Source organism: Acidaminococcus sp. BV3L6 (genome assembly GCF_000468835.1).
Taxonomy (GTDB): Bacteria; Bacillota; Negativicutes; order Acidaminococcales; family Acidaminococcaceae; genus Acidaminococcus; species Acidaminococcus intestini.
Genome location: NZ_AWUR01000006.1, coordinates 36,276 through 52,809 on the forward strand (window position 1 = coordinate 36,276; position 16,534 = coordinate 52,809).

A 16,534-nucleotide genomic window follows, 5' to 3' on the forward strand; every position below is an offset into this window, starting at 1 on the left:
GTTTCACTTTATCGGGAAGCCTATCTCCCGTACCTTTTAGGCGTCTTCACTTGCGTCATCCCCAAAAGTGCCGGATGCCGTCTGGTTCTCCTTGAACTGGATATCGTGCAGATGGGCATAAAGACCATGTTTTGCCATGAGCTGCTGATGGGTACCTTCTTCTACGATGGAGCCCTTATCAAGGACAATGATTTTGGCAGCGTTTTGGATCGTCGACAGCCGGTGAGCAATAACAAAGCTCGTGCGCCCCACCATCAGGCGGTCCAAGGCCTCCTGGACGATGCGTTCACTTTCCGTGTCAAGGGCACTTGTTGCTTCGTCAAGGATCAGGATACGGGGGTTCTTGAGGATGGCCCGGGCAATGGAAATGCGCTGGCGCTGGCCGCCGGAAATATTGACGCCCCGGTCACCAAGCTGTGTATCATAGCCCTTAGGCAGCTGCTGGATAAACTCATCGGCATTTGCGGCTTTAGCCGCTGCAATGACCTCATCCCGCGTTGCATCCAGCCGTCCATAAAGGATGTTGTTATAGACCGTGTCGTTAAAGAGGTTGGTTTCCTGAGGCACAATGCCGACCTGTTCGCGCAAGCTGGCAAGCGTCACATCCCGAACATCGTGGCCGTCAACAAAGATGGCCCCTTCCGTCACGTCATAAAAACGGGGCAAAAGGCTTGCCACCGTTGACTTACCGGCACCGGAAGGCCCCACAAGGGCAATGGCTTGACCGGGCTTTGCAGAAAAACTCACATCGTGAAGAATGGTCTCCCCTTTATTGTAGGCAAAGGATACATGACGGAATTCCACATTTCCCTCAACACTGGGCAGCGTGATGGCATCAGGCTTCTGCGGAATCGTATCCGTCAGGTCCATGATGTAAAAGACACGTTCAGCCGCGGCAAGCGCCTTTTGGATGCTTCCCAATACGCGGGCAATCCGCTTGATCGGATTGGAAATATTGATGGCATAGACGAGGAAAGCCACAAGGGACCCCGCCGTAATGTCACCGCCGATGACGGAACGGCCGCCAAACCAAATGATGGCCGTGACCCCAAGGGCCGCAATGAACTCAATGACAGGAGACAGGGTTCCCATGAGCTTGGCACTTTTCATATTGGCGTAGAAATTGGCCTTGTTCTGCTGATCGAAGCGGGCAATTTCATAGGGTTCGCGGACAAAACTCTTCACAACACGCGTAGCAGCCAAGGTTTCCTGCAGGATCGACGTAATATCCGCCGTTGCCTGCTGGATACGGTGGCCGCTCTTGCGAATCTTCTTGCCAAAGAAATCCATGAAGAAAAGAACCACTGGGAAAGTACAGAACGTAAAAAGGGTCAGCTTCCAGTCAAGGTAGACCATGGCGCCGACGCTCCCGATAAGGACACTCGTTTCCGTGATGATTTCAATGGAATTGGCCACCATGGCGCCTTGGAGGGCTGCCACGTCGTTTGTGACATAGCTCATGATGGTACCCAGCTTATTCGTGTCAAAAAAATGAGTCGACAGAGTCATGAGCTTGCGGTAGACAATTCCCCGTACATCGATGACAATGCTCTCGCCGACATAGTTCATGAGATAGCTCTGACCATAGTAGAAAATGCCGCGGGCAAAGAAAATGACTACGATTCCAAGGGAAATCAAATTAAGGAGATCACTATCCTTGTTCTGGAAGACCTTATCAATGACATCGCGGACAATCCACGGCACATAAAGGTTGGCAGCGGCCGTCATGACCGTACAGAAACCGGCTGCAATGAGGCGTCCCAAATAGGGACGAATGAATTTGAGGATTCTAAGATATAGGTTCATTTCTTCTCCTTGGCAGTTTCAAGTATAAGGGCAGCCGTCCGCTTGACGGCGCCCGGAGCTCCGAGCTTATAAATGGCCTCCCGAAGATCCTGATGGACCTTGGCCCCTTCGGCAGGATCCAAAAAGCGCAGGACATGACGGGCCATATTTTCCGGCGTCATCTTTTCCTGAATGAGTTCGGGCAGGATTTCCCGGCCTGCTAACAGATTGGGCAGGCCTGCATATTTCACTTTGACGAGGGCTTTAGCAATGGCCATGCTGATGGGACTTGCCTTGTAACAGATGACGCTGGGAAGATCCATGAGGGCCGCTTCCAGGACGACGGTCCCGCTCGTAGCAAGGGCCGCGTCGCAGGCACCCATAGTGTCATAGGGATGCCCTTCGACAATGCGGACGGGAATCTTGGACGTATCAAGGGCTGCTTCGAGCTCCCGACGATCCACATTGGGCGCCTTTTGGAGAATGAAATCCGCATCAGGCTGGTCCTTTTTGATAAGCGGCAATGCTTCAAGCATCACGGGAAGGACGCCTCGAAGTTCACCCTGACGGCTTCCTGGGAGCAACAGGATGAGCGGATGGCCTGGCCTTTTACCGACCGTCTTTTGGGCTTCTAATTGGCTCATCGTAGGTTTTACGATATCAACAAGAGGATTGCCCACAAATTCAACAGGCGCGCCGGCTTCCTTATAGACCTCATAAGCAAAAGGATAGATGCAGGCCACACGGGCTGCCAGACGGGCTACCATCTTGGCCCGCCCCCGCCGCCAGGCCCACGCCGAAGGCGGAATGAAGGAAAAAACGGGAATACCTAACTGCTTTGCGACCTTGGCCACACGCATATTAAAATCTGGATAATCGACAGTCACAAAAATATCCGGTTTCCGTTCCACCATAACCTGGCGAAAAGCATCCCGGAGCCGAAACAGGTCTGGTAGTTTCCGGAGGACCTCAACAAAGCCCATGACGCTGTTGTCTTTATAATCAAAAATAACCTCTCCGCCAGCAGACCGGAGCGCGTCGCCGCCCATGCCAAACACTTCGGCATCAGGTGCAAGGGAAAGAATTTCCCTCGTCAGGGCCGCGGCATGCAGGTCGCCGGAAGCTTCACCGGCCGAGATGAAGATACGCATCCTATGGAACCCTCCTCACGTAGGATTAAATGACAGTTTGACAGTTTATTATATCATATCGGAGGAAATTTTGCTGTAGCTTTGGGTTCCTGGTATGTGTCGACATGTTCTTGAAAGCCCCCTATAAGATTGTGCTGCAGCCTCATTACATGCGGAAAATGGATCCTACGTGGCCTATGGCTGCTCTTGCCCGTCCCATAGCACCTCCCTGATTTTTCCAGCCCCTTATGCATGGCGTGGGGCTTTTAGCCTGTCCCAATTCCTCTTTAACTAACCGCTAAGGCGGCAGAACCCATTGTTTCCTACAATAGGTTCTGCCGCCTTAAGGAGAAAGCTCCAGAGGACCTTTTTCATCTAAAATTCGTTCTTAGCCTCCCTTATTATTTTGATGACAGATCACGCTATTTCAGGGGAGACCTTCCCTTATTTTGATAGGCATTGTCTAGACAACACGATTTCAGCAATAGGGGTCTCCCTTTTATTTTACAAGGACTATTTTTCCCTACCAAGAAATATTTTTTACTTAGGCATCTTTGATTTTATATTTAAATTTAAATTTAAATATAAAATCTATACTCAATTGGGATTATTATTTCCTTCTCTTCAACAATTCTGCTAAAGTATGATTCTTCTTTAGCTTCATTTGAGGGAAATGATTTACTCCTTCCAGCTATCTCATTTTACATATAGATAAACACAAAAAAGACCGTGAGAAATGGGTCTCCAATCCATCTCTCACGATCTCTTTTTGAAAACAATGTTTTCCATTGCGCGTAAATTATAGCAAAAAATATATATTATGTCTATATATCTTATTATACTATATTCTGATATCGCCTATCGAACATTCAAATATGCAAAAATCCCGCAGCCTTTTCGGGCTGCGGGATTTTCTTATTTCGTCACGATTTCACGCAACATATTGATGCTGACGGTCAGAGCGTCAAGTTTACTTTCCATGCGAACAAGCAGATACCAGCTGATTACCATGGGAAAGCCGTACTGGGCGGCCTGACCGAGCAGAACGGACATGCTATCCATGATAAAGCTTAGGCAACGGGTTCGTCTTCAGCTGCTTCCAGCACTTCAAAAACCTTTGTGGTTTCTTTCAGCGTTGCGCCCTTAATGGCGGAAAGCTGCTTACTTACGCTGTCGCCAATGACGTTGAGGTCAATAAGTTTCTGCATGACCGGTTCCACATTGGCTCTGCTGATATCAGCAATAGGAGCTGCAATACGGATGGTCTTGCTTTTGTTGTCACCAAGTTTAAAGATCATTTCGAGAGATTGAGACATAATGATTCTCCTTTGGGGTCTAAGTTCTCGCTTAAGTGGCCCTAAAAAGCGGCGAGAGCGCTTTTAGGGGACGTCCTAGTCGATGGTGGGTTTTAGCTTACGCCTTCAGTTCGACACGTTTAACGGCATAGATGGTTTCCGGCGTGTCTTCCATGAGGCTGCCAATGGCCTTTCCAGCTTCCAGCAGCTTTGCATCCTCGGCGTCAGGGTTCATACCCTTATAGGTGACACGAGTCGTCTTCATCTTACCGTTGACTTCGTTCACGTTTTCGAGCTGCAGAGTAACTTCTTTGATGTTTTCCATTCTGTGTTTCCCCCTTAGTATTTTGACGATTGAGCGATAAAGGAATGTGGAACATGAGGCAGACGCTTACGCTTTCAATTAGTAAGCTAACTGAAAGGGTAAGAGCGATGCCAAATGATGTCGGTACCACTGAGCTTTTCCTCGGAGGACGTCTCCCCCATATTTCCACTTGCCATCTCCATCCTTGATTTCATACAGATCCCAGCGTTCGAATCGGTTCGTTCCCGCCAGGGCTGGTCCGTATCCGTCGAGGTCAGCTGCTTCCGCATGAGTCATGACATGCGCTTTGTCAAGCGGAATATCAAGAGTAAGGGTCAGGAGTGCCACGAGGGCCGCCGTTTCTTCCACCTGCACCGGGGAGGGCGGAAAGACGCCCAAGTCAAAAGATCGGTCGGCGTACATGACGGCGTCCTTAGCGCAGCACATGGCAATCCCGATGGCGCCGCTATTGCGGAGATAGGTGTGGGATAAAAGCTCGGTAAAGCAATCCGATGCGCTGAGGACGTCCCCTGTTCCCGTGACATTAAGATGATAATCAGGAAAGGTCTGATCATAAAATCCGGCTGTCCAGTGGAGATAGATATGGGATAGTTTCCCATAGTCCTTTTCCGCCCTTCGGCAAACGTCCCAACGCGATAGTCTTTTCATATGTTTCCACACTCCTCATCATTTTTGGCGGTGGGAAGCTCATCTTCCCCATTTCGCCTTACACTATATAAGTGTCTGCACTTTATGGATTTCTTCAAAATTTTTAAAAAATATTTTGAATTTTAAAGAATAAAGGAATGGTGCGCATTTCAGGATTAAAAGTGTATCATGGGTGATACATTTCTCTCTATTATAATAAAAATGCTTATTGTAATCTTGATTATTTATGATATTATAAAAAAGTCGTGTTTGTTGAAAAATTTGATATTTTCTTATTTTTTAGCATTCTTATTATTTGAATCATTGCAATATGCACATCTACATGGCCATGAATTTGTACTATTTTTTGTAATGATGAAACACAATGACGCACTGCGATCTGCTCCGGATCATTCCAATTCCAAGTAGAAAAGGAGATTATAACAATGAGAATTGAGTATAATCCAATGTTTACCCTTATCAAACAACGACATCTCTCAATCGGCCAAGTCGCACGCATGGCAGGAATCAGCAGAGCCACCTTAAATCGGATTTATGCAAGTTATAAGGCAAATGACGATTCCTATCGTCCAACGCTTACGGTTTTAGTTCGTCTGTGCAAATGCCTCCATTGCCACCGTATTGATGAATTGATTAAGCTTGTAGAGGTAAAGCTACCATGAATCAGCTGCGCAAACTCGCGGGGACAAACGAAGGAAAGTGCGAAATGGTGAACCTTCTAAAAAAATTTCAGCCTCTTTTGAAACATTTCGAGAAAAAGGAAAGAAATCTTTTAAAACGAGAAGATCTTCATTCCATTTTATCCATTGCCCTTCTAGAAGCAGCGCTTCGCTACGAAGGACCTGAAGAGAAATTTCCTGGTTATGCCAAAACTTTCCTTCTAAACACGCTCCGTAATTATCAGCGCAAAGAAGCAAGATACCGACAGTCAGAAGTTAGCTTAGACCAAATTTTTAAAGAAGATACTTATGAAATGGATCATCATCTTGACATGAAAGAAAAAATCAAGACCGTAAAAGAGGTGCTCAATCAACTTACAACCGAAGAAAGAAACTTACTGATTGAATCGGCAACAAAGAATGGCTCTTTTAAAATGCTCGCTCAAAAACATCATATTCCACCAAAGACACTCTACAGCCGGTACCATAGACTCCTTCAAAAGACGAGGAACTTACGAAAAGGCAGCGTAAACTGCCTTTAACATGCATATAGGACCGCTCCTGCGGTCCTATATTTTTTGCCCAAATGAGTAAATCACGTCATCAAAGAAGGGAACTTTCACCATGACAAATCTAAAATCTCTGATTGAATTATTAAACGACGACAGCATGAAAATGATTACGCCCCTCATGGCGGACAGACAATACACATACAACATGCTTTGGCTGCGTCTTCTTACGCTTGCAGCCGAACTCGATAAAAACGGCGAAATTTCCGCCCCAAATGGTGCGCCCTTTGATAAGGATATCCTCCTGCAGAAACTGCACCTTTCCGATGGAACATTTAAAATCATGGAAGGCATCCGCTACTTTGATCATTGCGGTCTTCTAAAGTGCAATCATGGCGTTATTCGCATCAAAAATTGGAAACACTATCTTGCAATCGGCGGAACCATTAAAAACGCGTCTAAAGAGGAAAAAGGCCTGTCTAATGACGCCATTCGTCAGCGTCGTTGCCGTTTAAACAAAAAACTACGAGAAGAAAAACTGCGCTGCGAGCAAGAGGAAAAAACAAAAAAAGAAGCTAAGAAATCTTCTCAAACCAAAAATGAAATTCAAGAAATTTATGTATCAGGGACAGAAGTGCTCCCTCAAGGATACAAAAATATCCGTGACATAAATGAAAAAATACAAGGCAAAGAAGAATCTTTTGTCACGGATTTCCAGCAGGTAAACGTGACATGTCACGATTTTGAAGAAAATGAGGGTGTGACATGTCACAATAAAAGTGACCGTGACATAACCGTGACATATGAGGAAGATGCAGATTCTATGCGGGTTACAACGGATTCGGATAAAAATGCGTTAACCGTGACATCCACTCAAAAAGAAGCCTCGCGCGCGAATATAGACTATTCATCTTTATATTTACATAAACATAATAAAAACAACAAAACATGTTTTTCTAAACAAGTAACGTCTGTAAATGTAGAACAGGGGAAAAAGCAAACGAGTGATCATGACTTTTTTGTGCCGCCGCTTGAACTGGAAATTTGTGAAGCAACACCTTCCCAAAAAAATATGAAAAGGGCAGATCATCTCTTCGCTGTGTTCGGGGAAGAAGTAAAAGAAACGGGACTTAATGGAAAAGCGAAAAAGGTCGATTCTCCCGAAGAAAAAGCACAAAAAGATGGCCTTCGTAAAACACTCATTGAGGAGCTCGGTATGAATGCAGCCATTGCCAATGCAGTTTTGCGCAAGTGGAACACGGAAACAATCAAAGGCGCTATGCGCGTCATGAGTAAATACATGCCTTATGGGCAAATTCGTAATGAGTCCGCCTATCTTATTGGGCTTTTGAAAAAAGGCGTCGGTGAACCGCCAAAGGGAACCAGATACTCCTGTCCCAATGGCTGCGAGGACGGATACATTCTAGACAGAAAAAATGGCAGAGCAACGCCATGCAGTATATGCCACGGAAAAAGAAAGCGAATCGGTTGATGAGGCACGCATATGTGTCGGCATTTTCTCGAAAGTCCCCCCATAAGATTGTCTTGCAGCCTCATTACATGCGGAAAATGGAGCTTACATTTCCTATGGCTGCTCTTGCCCGTCCCATAGCACCTCCCTGATTTTTCCAGCCCCTTATGCATGGCGTGGGGCTTTTAGCCTGTCCCAATTCCTCTTTAACTAACCGCTAAGGCGGCAGAACCCATTGTTTCCTACAATAGGTTCTGCCGCCTTAAGGAGAAAGCTCCAGAGGACCTTTTTCATCTCAAATTCGTTCTTAGCCTCCCTTATTATTTTGATGACAGATCACGCTATTTCAGGGGAGACCTTCCTTTATTTTGCATGGATTATTTATACCCTACAAAGAAACATATTACGCTTAAAACGGGAAATTTTCCCCACATTAAACATGCCCTCACCCCTTTTGGGTGAGGACACATACTTTTACTTCAAATTAAACGACTCTCGGCACAGTTCTTCCAGCGTGCCATCTTTCGATGCTTCCGCAGCATCGGCTTGGACAAAATTCTTCGTTTCCAATTTCAGCGTTTCATCAAACCCAAGGATATAGTTGGTTGCAATGAGATAGATGATGCGCGTCGGCGCCATGCCATAGACCTGTTTGCGTAGGATATGCTCGATGCGCGCTTTATCGTCCGGATAGAGCTGCTTCATCTTCGGCGACCGGAAAAGTCGCTTTACAATTTCTGTAATGAAAAGACCGGACTTCATGTAAAGATCCGCAAAAGTTTTATTTGGATCATCAAAGCATCCGGGATTTTCTTTTTCCAGGCGGTCTACCATGTCCTGCACGACCTTTTTGGGCGTAAAGATCTGGTTCGTCTTTTGTGGCGGAATGTAATCAAAAATATCTTCATCCTTACTTTCGTCGAAGTAGTTGGCAAGTTCCTTTTTCTTCTTCAGGAATTCCTGGATGGAGTCATTGAAAACGACTTCGTTAAACAAATGTCCTTCAAAGTGTTCTAATTTACCGGTAGCTTCACTGATTCGCTCTCCGCCATCACGGAGATAACGGAAGTCTTCTTCCGGCATGCCCGTTACTTCTTTAAATACATCATCTTCCGTGTAATCATCAAAATTGGCAAGGGTTAAGTTTTCATCACCGTAAGCCATGACAAAGCTTGGAATACTGCGGCAGAATCCCCTCAGCCGAGCTCTTGACCAATCTTCAGAATCAGATTTTTTCTCTTCGGCCTTTAATTTTTCCATCTGTTCAACCACATTTTTCTGATTTTCTTTAAATATGGTTTCTGTTGCAGACTTTAAGGAGTCACCAGCACTGGCCACAAGTTCATCCAGCGTATTATGGTAGTCATTACTCGCTGATTCTATCTCTTCAGACGTTGTGCTTTCTGCTTTGCGCTTTTCAAACTCAGCGTTTGCAACGGCAATTTTCTGATGAGTATCCGTTTTAATACGCTCAATTTCTCGAGAAATATGCTCATTGACCGCCTTTTCGACCTGTTTCGCCGCTCTCGGTTTGAGCTGATAATTTTTGTTTGCTACATCGATGACTTCCTTCTTGATCTGCTTTTGCACCGCATCCTGCACTTTATGGAACGTATTTTCGATGTGGAAAGGATCTTTGCTGAGACCGCTCGTTACTTCTTCCACCGCTTCCGGAGCTGCATAGATCTTATTTCCAAAAAGTTCATTGCTCTTTCCGATAACAATTTCCTCCGGAACAACAACATTTCCCGTATCGTCAAGAGAAATATCTTCGGCAGGATCCAGAGCGGCCCTTTCCTTTTTCGGATTTTCCTCTTTGGCCGGCGTCAGTTTTTCTAAGATTTCCCGAACTGTGCCCGGCGCACCAAAGACATTGCTGATATTTTGAAAAAGGAAGTTAGACATGAAACCACGGCGCACAACTTCGAGGCTCTTAAGCCGCCTCGGAATGGTAAGGACAGCAGCAGCGTCAAGTTCGACCATCTTTCCTTCTGCATCTTCACCAAGGACAGGGAAGAAATTAAGAAGTTTTTGAATATTTTCTTTGCGCTCTTCCGCCGTTCCGCCCCCATTGGTCGTACTGGAAAGAAGGTTATTGGCAAATTCGTCAAAAATGATAAGCGTACGAGCCGGATCAAAGTCAAAGATATAAGCTCGTTCCTTACGGAACTGTTCTGCCCCCACCCGAATCATGCAGGGATTTTGCGCGCGGAACGCAGCCTGCATATAACTTGAAGGGCTCTTCAGGTTGCACAGCATAAGAACACCTGACCATTCCGGGATGGTCACGCCGACCGTAAGCTGCCCCACAGAGAGGGTAATCGTCTTTTCGTGCTCCGCAATGGCTTTTTTCACGCGGTCAAAGGCTTTTTCTGTTTCCTCATCTTCTGAAAGTTTGCCATCACCGGCAGCGACGATAATTTCATATTCGCCAAAGATATCCTTGAACTCATCACTCTTCATCATACGGGCAAGAGCCTTGCAGCTGTCGACGCGGTTCAGCATCCAAAGGGTATGAGCCAGTTCCTTGCGCAGTGTCGTCGTAGAGAAAGGATATTTTTCATTGGATGTAAGAGAGCGAAGAAATTTCTTGACCTCTTCTTCGTGAACAAAGTGTGTACTCTCCCCCGTTCCTTTCGTGAGGAAAAATTCATTGAGGTCAAAGGCGTAATCGACGGCACCATCCTCATTTTCAAGGTCAACGCCTCGTTCAAGTTTTTCCTGGATCATACCAGAAATCTGGTACGTGTACATGGAAAGCTGCGGCAAAACTTCATAGGGATTATAGTCATCGCTTTGCCAGGATGCTTTTCGTTCCTGCTCATCCGCATAGGACCAGTTATAAATCTGTTCTTCCGAAAACTGTCCGGAAGCAAGAGCCTTAAACGGCGTGCCTGATAGATAAAGCGTATGTTTTCGGCTGATATTTTCAAAGGCATGTTCCGTACGGATTGTATCAATGCCTTCCTGTGCCTCGTCAATGACAAGAAGGTCGAAATCGATGCCATGATGCGTTATACCCTTTAAGTCATTATAGGATTTGGCCATCCATTCGAGCTTCTGGTAGTTGCCACCAAAATAAACGGACCCTTTTAACCCTTGGAGGGATTCAAAGGCAACCATACCATGGGATTTTCCTTCCGGAAGGCGGCTTTCCGCGTCAAGATAAGCTTCCCGCGTATAGACTCCCTTCTTGCCTTTGAGAGCATCCGTATCCGAAACGAAGCGAAGCTTTCCGCGCCAACCGATGAATTTATTAAAGTCTTCTGCCCAGGAGTTTGCAATGGCCGGCCGATTTGTAACGATGAGGACCTTTTGGAATCCCATCTGCCGAATCAAATCATAGCAAGTAAGAGTCTTCCCAAAACGAGGTTTTGCATTCCAAAGGAATTCCGTCCCCCCTTTTTCGAAATAGGCCTTGGTCTTTGCTACGGCATCCTGCTGTTCCTGACGCAGTTCGTAGGTGCTGCCCTGCTGCGTTGGCTCATCCTTGCGGCTTGCAAATTGTCCAAAATACAGATAGGAAGTTGCCGCATCCGTATGGAACCACTCCGTCTTAGGACGCCGTTCAATGCTCTTCTGGACTTCCAGATATTGATGGAAATCATGGTCCGTAAAGGATTTTCCTGAACCATCTTTATATAGGGCATTATCCTGCCATTCTACCGTATAAGGGATGGAGGCCGTGTGCGTCTGCTGGTTGATTCGTTGCTCTACAGTTTGCTTTTCCGTGTAACCAATCTTGATCCAGCCCTCGTTTGACGTGACAGTCGGCGTCGTATAGGCATAAATCATGGGAACAACTTGTTCAAAGGATCTAATTTGAGGCGTCACGTCACTTCATCTCCTTTACATGGCTTTCGATGAATTCGATCTCCGTTTCGTCAAGTCCGTATTTCTGATAAAGCTGCAAATCGATGTCATGAATAGACTGAGACCAGTCGATATCGGAAGAAGGAGTAAAGTCTTGCATGGGAATCATATTCCATACTGCTGGCGGACAATGCTGAGTAACTTTTTTTATACCGAGCATAGCCCTAAAGAATTTGGTTTTAAGATAAGTTTCCAATGTTCTAGCTTCTATTTCCGTTTTAAATGGACCTGCGCTGAGATAAGTATCTGCGCTACCATCGCCAGGCAATCCCAGAATAGGCAGCGTTAAAGTTTCCCCAAAATGTCCTTGACTATTAGCTTCTGGAAGGAACAACTTATAGCCGTCTATATATTTATTATTTTCTATATATTCTTTATTAATAAATCTATATTCCCTATTACCATCTATTCTTCCTAATATTCTTATACTTTTCTCATTTCTCTTAGAAGAAAATAATTCAGGAGCTTTTTTAATGATATTAGATACAATTTTTGCTCCAGTTCCTTTTCCTGACAAAGCTCTGACCTGAGGAAAAGCATCAAATGCTAATTTTGAGAATCTGAATAATCCCTGGGAAGCGATGATGGAGTCTAGTCTATTTTTTCCATGTTCAACTTGATTGACTTTTTTAACAACACCATTCATTTCCTGATAAGAAGTAAAAGTTCCTATAGCCCCAAAATCCTTACTATCAGATCTAAAAGTAATCGCAATTCCGCCTTTTATTTCAGTATCATGAAATAATCTTGTAGCATCAGGCTCATAATACAATACTTTTAAATGCGTATCCTCTAGCATCTTTTTATTCCAGGCCTTTGGTGTTTGTCCGGCGTTAAATAAAAACCTTGCTGGCGTAATTAATTCAACATTTGATGACGTATCATATGCTTGATCCATAAAAAGATTATAAATAGGATTTTTTCTATCGCCATCGTTTGCAGTTTCTTCTTGATACGGAGGATTTCCAATGACAAAATCAAACAACTTCTTTCCCATGGTCTTTTCCTTCACCTTCCTGAATAGAACTGAGAGTTTGGAACGCCAATTGTATGTAACAGCCGGTATCGCAACGGCTTCTTCCATCTTTCGCTCTGCTTCCTCCCAATCAGAGGAGAAAAGCTCGCCGAACGTCATTTGGTGAAACTCTTCGTAGGGTTTTCCTGTTGGCACGATATCTTTAAGGCCATCCATTTGCCAGATGTTCCAGGCAATGCGGTTTGCGATTTTCCGAAGCAGTTTTCCGGGCGGGATCTCGCCCCACCGCTCCTTGTAATAATCGATGAACGTAAGGTACAGATTGACGCGGGCAATAAGGACGTTATCGCCTTGATATTCATACCCATAAGATGCATCAAGGGCTCGCACGGCCCATTTGACCCATTCTTCGCGGGTTTGTGTATTTTCATTCACAACGCGGAGTTTCCGGTCCACAATGCCAATACGGCGGTTCAGGGGTTCGATCCTTTCACCCGTCGACGCATCATAACGAGAGCAAAGATATGGGGCTTCCCCACAAGTGATTTCAAGCCGTCTTGAATCAACATAGCACTGCCACCGTTTCCGTTTGGGAAGCTCAATCTTTCCTTCCGTAGGAACCCACGAATGGTCCTCCTGAGGCGTATTGAAAACGTTCTTGCGATGAAACCAGTCTTCATCACAGACGTTATTCATTTCGTTGCAGACCCAAGCCGGCGTAAAGACCTCTGCCTTTTTGCGCGTCCGCTGGGCCTGATCTTCCATACTTTTTCGGATGCGGGGACGAATGACGTCTGCATGCTGGAGCAGCAGGGTCCGGTCGATTTGGTCCGTATCCTGGAAGCCATTTCCAAAGGACGCATACGTGTCCGTGGCCCAAATGATATTCTTTTTTGTGGATTTATTTTGAAGCAGTTTGTCCAGTACGGGAAGTACAGGGTAACTTGCCACATCAATCAGTCTTTCCACGTAATTTATCCTCCTCAGCTACAGGGAAATAGCATACCGATTCTGCATATTGTGCGGGGGACCACAATCCAAGGGTGATGCCATAAAATCATGATCGCAAGAACCACCAAAATAGGTAAAAATCACTGTATGCACCCTTCACACCAGTCTCTATTATACATGTTTCTTTAGCAATATGCAGTAGAATAAATGGGACAGGATTGAGATAAAAAATAAGCAGGGGAAAGACTGTGCGGCCGGCCCCAAACCGCCCTACGGGAGGGGGCCGAATTGATTCGCCCGAAAACATGTTTCTCGGACTTCCGCTTCGCTCCAAAAGCGTCCTTCGAAACCTGGGCGAATATTCCTCACTCCCGTTCGTGTGGAGACGTTGCCCCCAAAAACGGGGCACCTCATCCACCACCATCAAGGAGGTCATAAAATGACCCACTTGATGGTCCCCCGCCTTGGTAAGGCGGAGCGGCATTCGCCGCCTTGAGACAGGTACCCTGACGGAAAAACCTCAAAGGGGGTTGTCAGGCTTACATTTCTTATCACGAAGGGAAGGAAGATGATTGCGCGCGGCAATCCATTTATCGTGAGGGTGACAGACTAAGCTATTTCGTTCTTATCCCCGTTGATCAAACTAAAGAAAACTATGAGCGTCCAGCCCCATTTCTTCCGCACATCATCCATGCCTAGTCGTTTAGCCATAACTCTTCCTGATGGGTCCTCTTAACCGCTTAAATACACAAAAATCCCGCAGCCATCACATAGCTGCGGGAGACTTTTTCCGTTTGTACTGACAAGGGCAAGGCCACGCTAACGGACCACGTTCGCCTCGGTCAATGCCTTGATGTTTTCTTTTAGGGTGCCCGGCTCCTTTATTAGGTTGTTGCTGTGCGCCTCAATCCGCGATTTGTCTGTAAGGGAGGCTTCCAAAAACCGCTTAGACCGGAAGGGGTTTTATGCTGACCCGTCAGGGATTTTGCCCGCAGCCGTAAGAGCCGTTCATGGGGCCCTGTTGGGGGCCGCCCTGCCGCGCGCCTTCCATCATGGCGCCATGCTGGAAAGCGGGATTCATCTGCATGTCTTGATGCATGGGAGCAGAAACTTCATAGCCGCCAAGACGGGGATCGACCATGCCAAAGACCATGGCAACATGGGTGAAAAAGACAAAGAGCAGCAGGATGAAGATATGGCATTTGGCATTTTTCTTGGCGTCCGGGCCGTTACCAATAAAGCCGAGCTCCGTGAAAAGAAGCAGGAAGGCGGGGATGATGCCAAGGACATAGGCCCAGACCGCGATAAGGTCGATGGGGCCCCGCCACTCAATGGTGGGGATGTAGCGCGTAACTAGGTAGAGGGCGGCCACGATGAAATAGAGGCTAAAGAAGAGACCGCCTCGATGGGAGAGGGTCTGCCATTTTTCCCTTTCTTTGCCGCTTCCTAAAAGGCTGAAGGCTTCCGCCATAAAAATGGTTTCGATGAAAACCACGGGGACAGCCATAAAGAGAATCAAAAACCAGGGGGAATGAAGACTTAAAAGCTCCATGTAATGGGTCATGACCATGGGAATGGCTCCTTTCACACAAGAGGCGCTGCTTTATGCAGCAAAGGGGTACGCTTGATGGCTTCGATGTCTTTGGTGCCCGCTAGCTGCATGACAATGGACAGTTCATGATTGATCTGGTCAAAGACGGATTTGACGCCTTCGGCGCCGCCGAGGTTCAATCCGTAGATCAGGGGGCGTCCCAGAGCCACGAGATCGGCGCCGCTTGCAAGGGCTTTGAAGACGTGGCTGCCGCGGCGGACTCCGCTGTCAAAGACGATGGGAACGCGGCGCCTAACCACGGACGCTATGCTCGGAAGGACCGTAATGGAAGCAGGCCCCCCATTAAGCTGCCGCCCGCCATGGTTAGAGACCCAAATGCCATCAGCACCGGCCTTGATGGCAGCCTCCGCGTCTTCTGGCGACTGGATGCCTTTGACGAGGACGGGCAGCCCGGAGAGGGTCTTGATCTTATCAATATCGGAAGGAACAAAGTCCGCTTTTGCCGCGGCGTAAATCTCGGCAATGCCTTTGCCGACCCCGTCTTGGGAAGAATAGGCGGCAAGGTTTGGCATGGGCAGCGGGAACTGGAAGTGATTGCGTACGTCCTCTTCACGGTAGCCGCCCAGGGTCGAATCCACAGTGAGGATGATGGCTTTGACGCCTGCCTTGACGGCTTTTTTGACGAGATAGGCGTTAAACCCATCGTCCTTACTCATATAGAGCTGGAAAAACTGCGGGGCGCCGGGCGCGGCGGCAGCGACATCCCTTAGGTCCGTGCTGCCGTAGGTGCTTAAGGAAAACAGGGACCCTGCCGCGGCCGTTCCGATGGCCGTATCGATTTCCCCTTTGACATGAGCCAGACCGTGGGCGGCCGATGGGGCCTCAATCACAGGGGTCTTGAGGGAAATCCCAAAAATCGAAGTACTAAGGTCAGCCCCACTCAGTCCCTGGAGGACCCGAGGGATGATCTGCAGGTCATCAAAGGCCCTCGTATTTTCGCGCAGCGTCCATTCATCCTCGGATCCGCCGCGGATATACCCAAAGGCGCCCCGTTCCATGTTCGCTTTGACCCGTTCTTCCAAGGAAGGTAGGTTCAGGATGTCAATCGGGTGTTCTTCCATACTTGTATAATACGTCATGATGGCGTGCCTCCTTGCTTGTAAGCATATAATAGAATTCCTAGGGAAATCCTTCGTTATAATACCCTTATTAGGTATATGAGTCAATAAGGGATCTCTCTGTTTGCAAATTCTTCACAGGTTTTTCCCTATTTTGTATGTTTTTTTAACAAGAAGGTGCATGGATTCATGCTATGCTGGAACGGGCTGTCCTTAAGGATTCCCTTTTATCCATAAAAAAA

At 46.8% G+C, this 16,534-nt stretch carries 13 protein-coding genes; 3 read left to right on the plus strand and 10 right to left on the minus strand.

Features of this window, described 5'->3' with window-relative positions:
- Positions 1–36: 36 nt before the first annotated feature.
- The 6 genes from HMPREF1246_RS01060 to HMPREF1246_RS01080 all read right to left on the minus strand — a co-directional run bounded on the left by HMPREF1246_RS01060 (position 37) and on the right by HMPREF1246_RS01080 (position 5,183).
- Complete coding sequence (locus HMPREF1246_RS01060) at positions 37–1,806, minus strand: ABC transporter ATP-binding protein (RefSeq protein WP_009015601.1); 1,770 nt, start codon at positions 1,804–1,806, stop codon at positions 37–39.
- Entirely contained in the window at positions 1,803–2,936 is a 1,134-nt protein-coding gene (lpxB, locus tag HMPREF1246_RS01065) for a lipid-A-disaccharide synthase (protein WP_021736441.1), read from the minus strand. Before lpxB ends, HMPREF1246_RS01060 begins: the two co-directional genes overlap by 4 nt.
- A gap of 894 nt (positions 2,937–3,830) precedes the next feature.
- Positions 3,831–3,977 carry a YvrJ family protein gene (locus HMPREF1246_RS10370; RefSeq protein WP_081690358.1) on the minus strand — a complete coding sequence of 49 codons (147 nt, stop codon included), beginning with the start codon at positions 3,975–3,977 and terminating at the stop codon, positions 3,831–3,833.
- An 8-nt stretch (positions 3,978–3,985) separates the two neighbouring features.
- Entirely contained in the window at positions 3,986–4,231 is a 246-nt protein-coding gene (locus HMPREF1246_RS01070) for a DUF2922 domain-containing protein (RefSeq protein WP_021736452.1), read from the minus strand.
- Between the two features lie 97 nt (positions 4,232–4,328).
- The gene (locus HMPREF1246_RS01075) at positions 4,329–4,535 is read right to left on the minus strand and encodes a hypothetical protein (RefSeq protein ID WP_021736447.1); all 207 of its coding nucleotides are present in this window, start codon (positions 4,533–4,535) and stop codon (positions 4,329–4,331) included.
- Between the two features lie 78 nt (positions 4,536–4,613).
- On the minus strand, positions 4,614–5,183 hold the full coding sequence (locus HMPREF1246_RS01080; RefSeq protein ID WP_021736446.1) for an N-acetylmuramoyl-L-alanine amidase: 570 nt from the start codon (positions 5,181–5,183) through the stop codon (positions 4,614–4,616).
- Between the two features lie 446 nt (positions 5,184–5,629).
- Here HMPREF1246_RS01080 and HMPREF1246_RS11025 point away from each other — a divergent pair, with 446 nt between their 5' ends.
- From HMPREF1246_RS11025 to HMPREF1246_RS01100, 3 genes are all read left to right on the plus strand, one after another.
- Entirely contained in the window at positions 5,630–5,845 is a 216-nt protein-coding gene (locus tag HMPREF1246_RS11025; RefSeq protein WP_367317818.1) for a helix-turn-helix domain-containing protein, read from the plus strand.
- Complete coding sequence (locus HMPREF1246_RS01095; protein WP_035224079.1) at positions 5,842–6,384, plus strand: sigma-70 family RNA polymerase sigma factor; 543 nt, start codon at positions 5,842–5,844, stop codon at positions 6,382–6,384. Before HMPREF1246_RS11025 ends, HMPREF1246_RS01095 begins: the two co-directional genes overlap by 4 nt.
- A gap of 82 nt (positions 6,385–6,466) precedes the next feature.
- On the plus strand, positions 6,467–7,843 hold the full coding sequence (locus HMPREF1246_RS01100; protein WP_021736433.1) for a phage replisome organizer N-terminal domain-containing protein: 1,377 nt from the start codon (positions 6,467–6,469) through the stop codon (positions 7,841–7,843).
- A gap of 453 nt (positions 7,844–8,296) precedes the next feature.
- Here the strand turns inward: HMPREF1246_RS01100 and HMPREF1246_RS01105 are convergent, their stop codons facing one another.
- The 4 genes from HMPREF1246_RS01105 to HMPREF1246_RS01120 all read right to left on the minus strand — a co-directional run bounded on the left by HMPREF1246_RS01105 (position 8,297) and on the right by HMPREF1246_RS01120 (position 16,313).
- Positions 8,297–11,617, minus strand: coding sequence for a DEAD/DEAH box helicase family protein (locus tag HMPREF1246_RS01105; protein WP_051296776.1), 3,321 nt, complete (start codon positions 11,615–11,617; stop codon positions 8,297–8,299).
- A 40-nt stretch (positions 11,618–11,657) separates the two neighbouring features.
- Positions 11,658–13,640, minus strand: a complete 1,983-nt coding sequence (locus HMPREF1246_RS01110; RefSeq protein WP_021736430.1) for an Eco57I restriction-modification methylase domain-containing protein — start codon at positions 13,638–13,640, stop codon at positions 11,658–11,660.
- A gap of 958 nt (positions 13,641–14,598) precedes the next feature.
- Positions 14,599–15,210, minus strand: a complete 612-nt coding sequence (locus tag HMPREF1246_RS01115; protein ID WP_231368192.1) for a DUF6803 family protein — start codon at positions 15,208–15,210, stop codon at positions 14,599–14,601.
- Positions 15,207–16,313: a lactate oxidase gene (locus HMPREF1246_RS01120; protein ID WP_021736451.1), complete on the minus strand. Its 1,107-nt coding sequence runs from the start codon at positions 16,311–16,313 to the stop codon at positions 15,207–15,209. The genes HMPREF1246_RS01115 and HMPREF1246_RS01120 overlap by 4 nt, the downstream gene beginning before the upstream one ends.
- Positions 16,314–16,534: the final 221 nt, after the last annotated feature.

Coding starts and splice junctions, on each gene's coding strand:
- lpxB (WP_021736441.1), bottom strand. CDS start 2,936: ATGCGTATCTTCATCTCGGCCGGTGAAGCTTCCGGCGACCTGCATGCC.
- HMPREF1246_RS01075 (WP_021736447.1), bottom strand. CDS start 4,535: ATGGAAAACATCAAAGAAGTTACTCTGCAGCTCGAAAACGTGAACGAA.
- HMPREF1246_RS01105 (WP_051296776.1), bottom strand. CDS start 11,617: ATGATTTATGCCTATACGACGCCGACTGTCACGTCAAACGAGGGCTGG.
- HMPREF1246_RS01080 (WP_021736446.1), bottom strand. CDS start 5,183: ATGAAAAGACTATCGCGTTGGGACGTTTGCCGAAGGGCGGAAAAGGAC.
- HMPREF1246_RS10370 (WP_081690358.1), bottom strand. CDS start 3,977: ATGGATAGCATGTCCGTTCTGCTCGGTCAGGCCGCCCAGTACGGCTTT.
- HMPREF1246_RS11025 (WP_367317818.1), top strand. CDS start 5,630: ATGTTTACCCTTATCAAACAACGACATCTCTCAATCGGCCAAGTCGCA.
- HMPREF1246_RS01100 (WP_021736433.1), top strand. CDS start 6,467: ATGACAAATCTAAAATCTCTGATTGAATTATTAAACGACGACAGCATG.
- HMPREF1246_RS01070 (WP_021736452.1), bottom strand. CDS start 4,231: ATGTCTCAATCTCTCGAAATGATCTTTAAACTTGGTGACAACAAAAGC.
- HMPREF1246_RS01060 (WP_009015601.1), bottom strand. CDS start 1,806: ATGAACCTATATCTTAGAATCCTCAAATTCATTCGTCCCTATTTGGGA.
- HMPREF1246_RS01095 (WP_035224079.1), top strand. CDS start 5,842: ATGAATCAGCTGCGCAAACTCGCGGGGACAAACGAAGGAAAGTGCGAA.
- HMPREF1246_RS01120 (WP_021736451.1), bottom strand. CDS start 16,313: ATGACGTATTATACAAGTATGGAAGAACACCCGATTGACATCCTGAAC.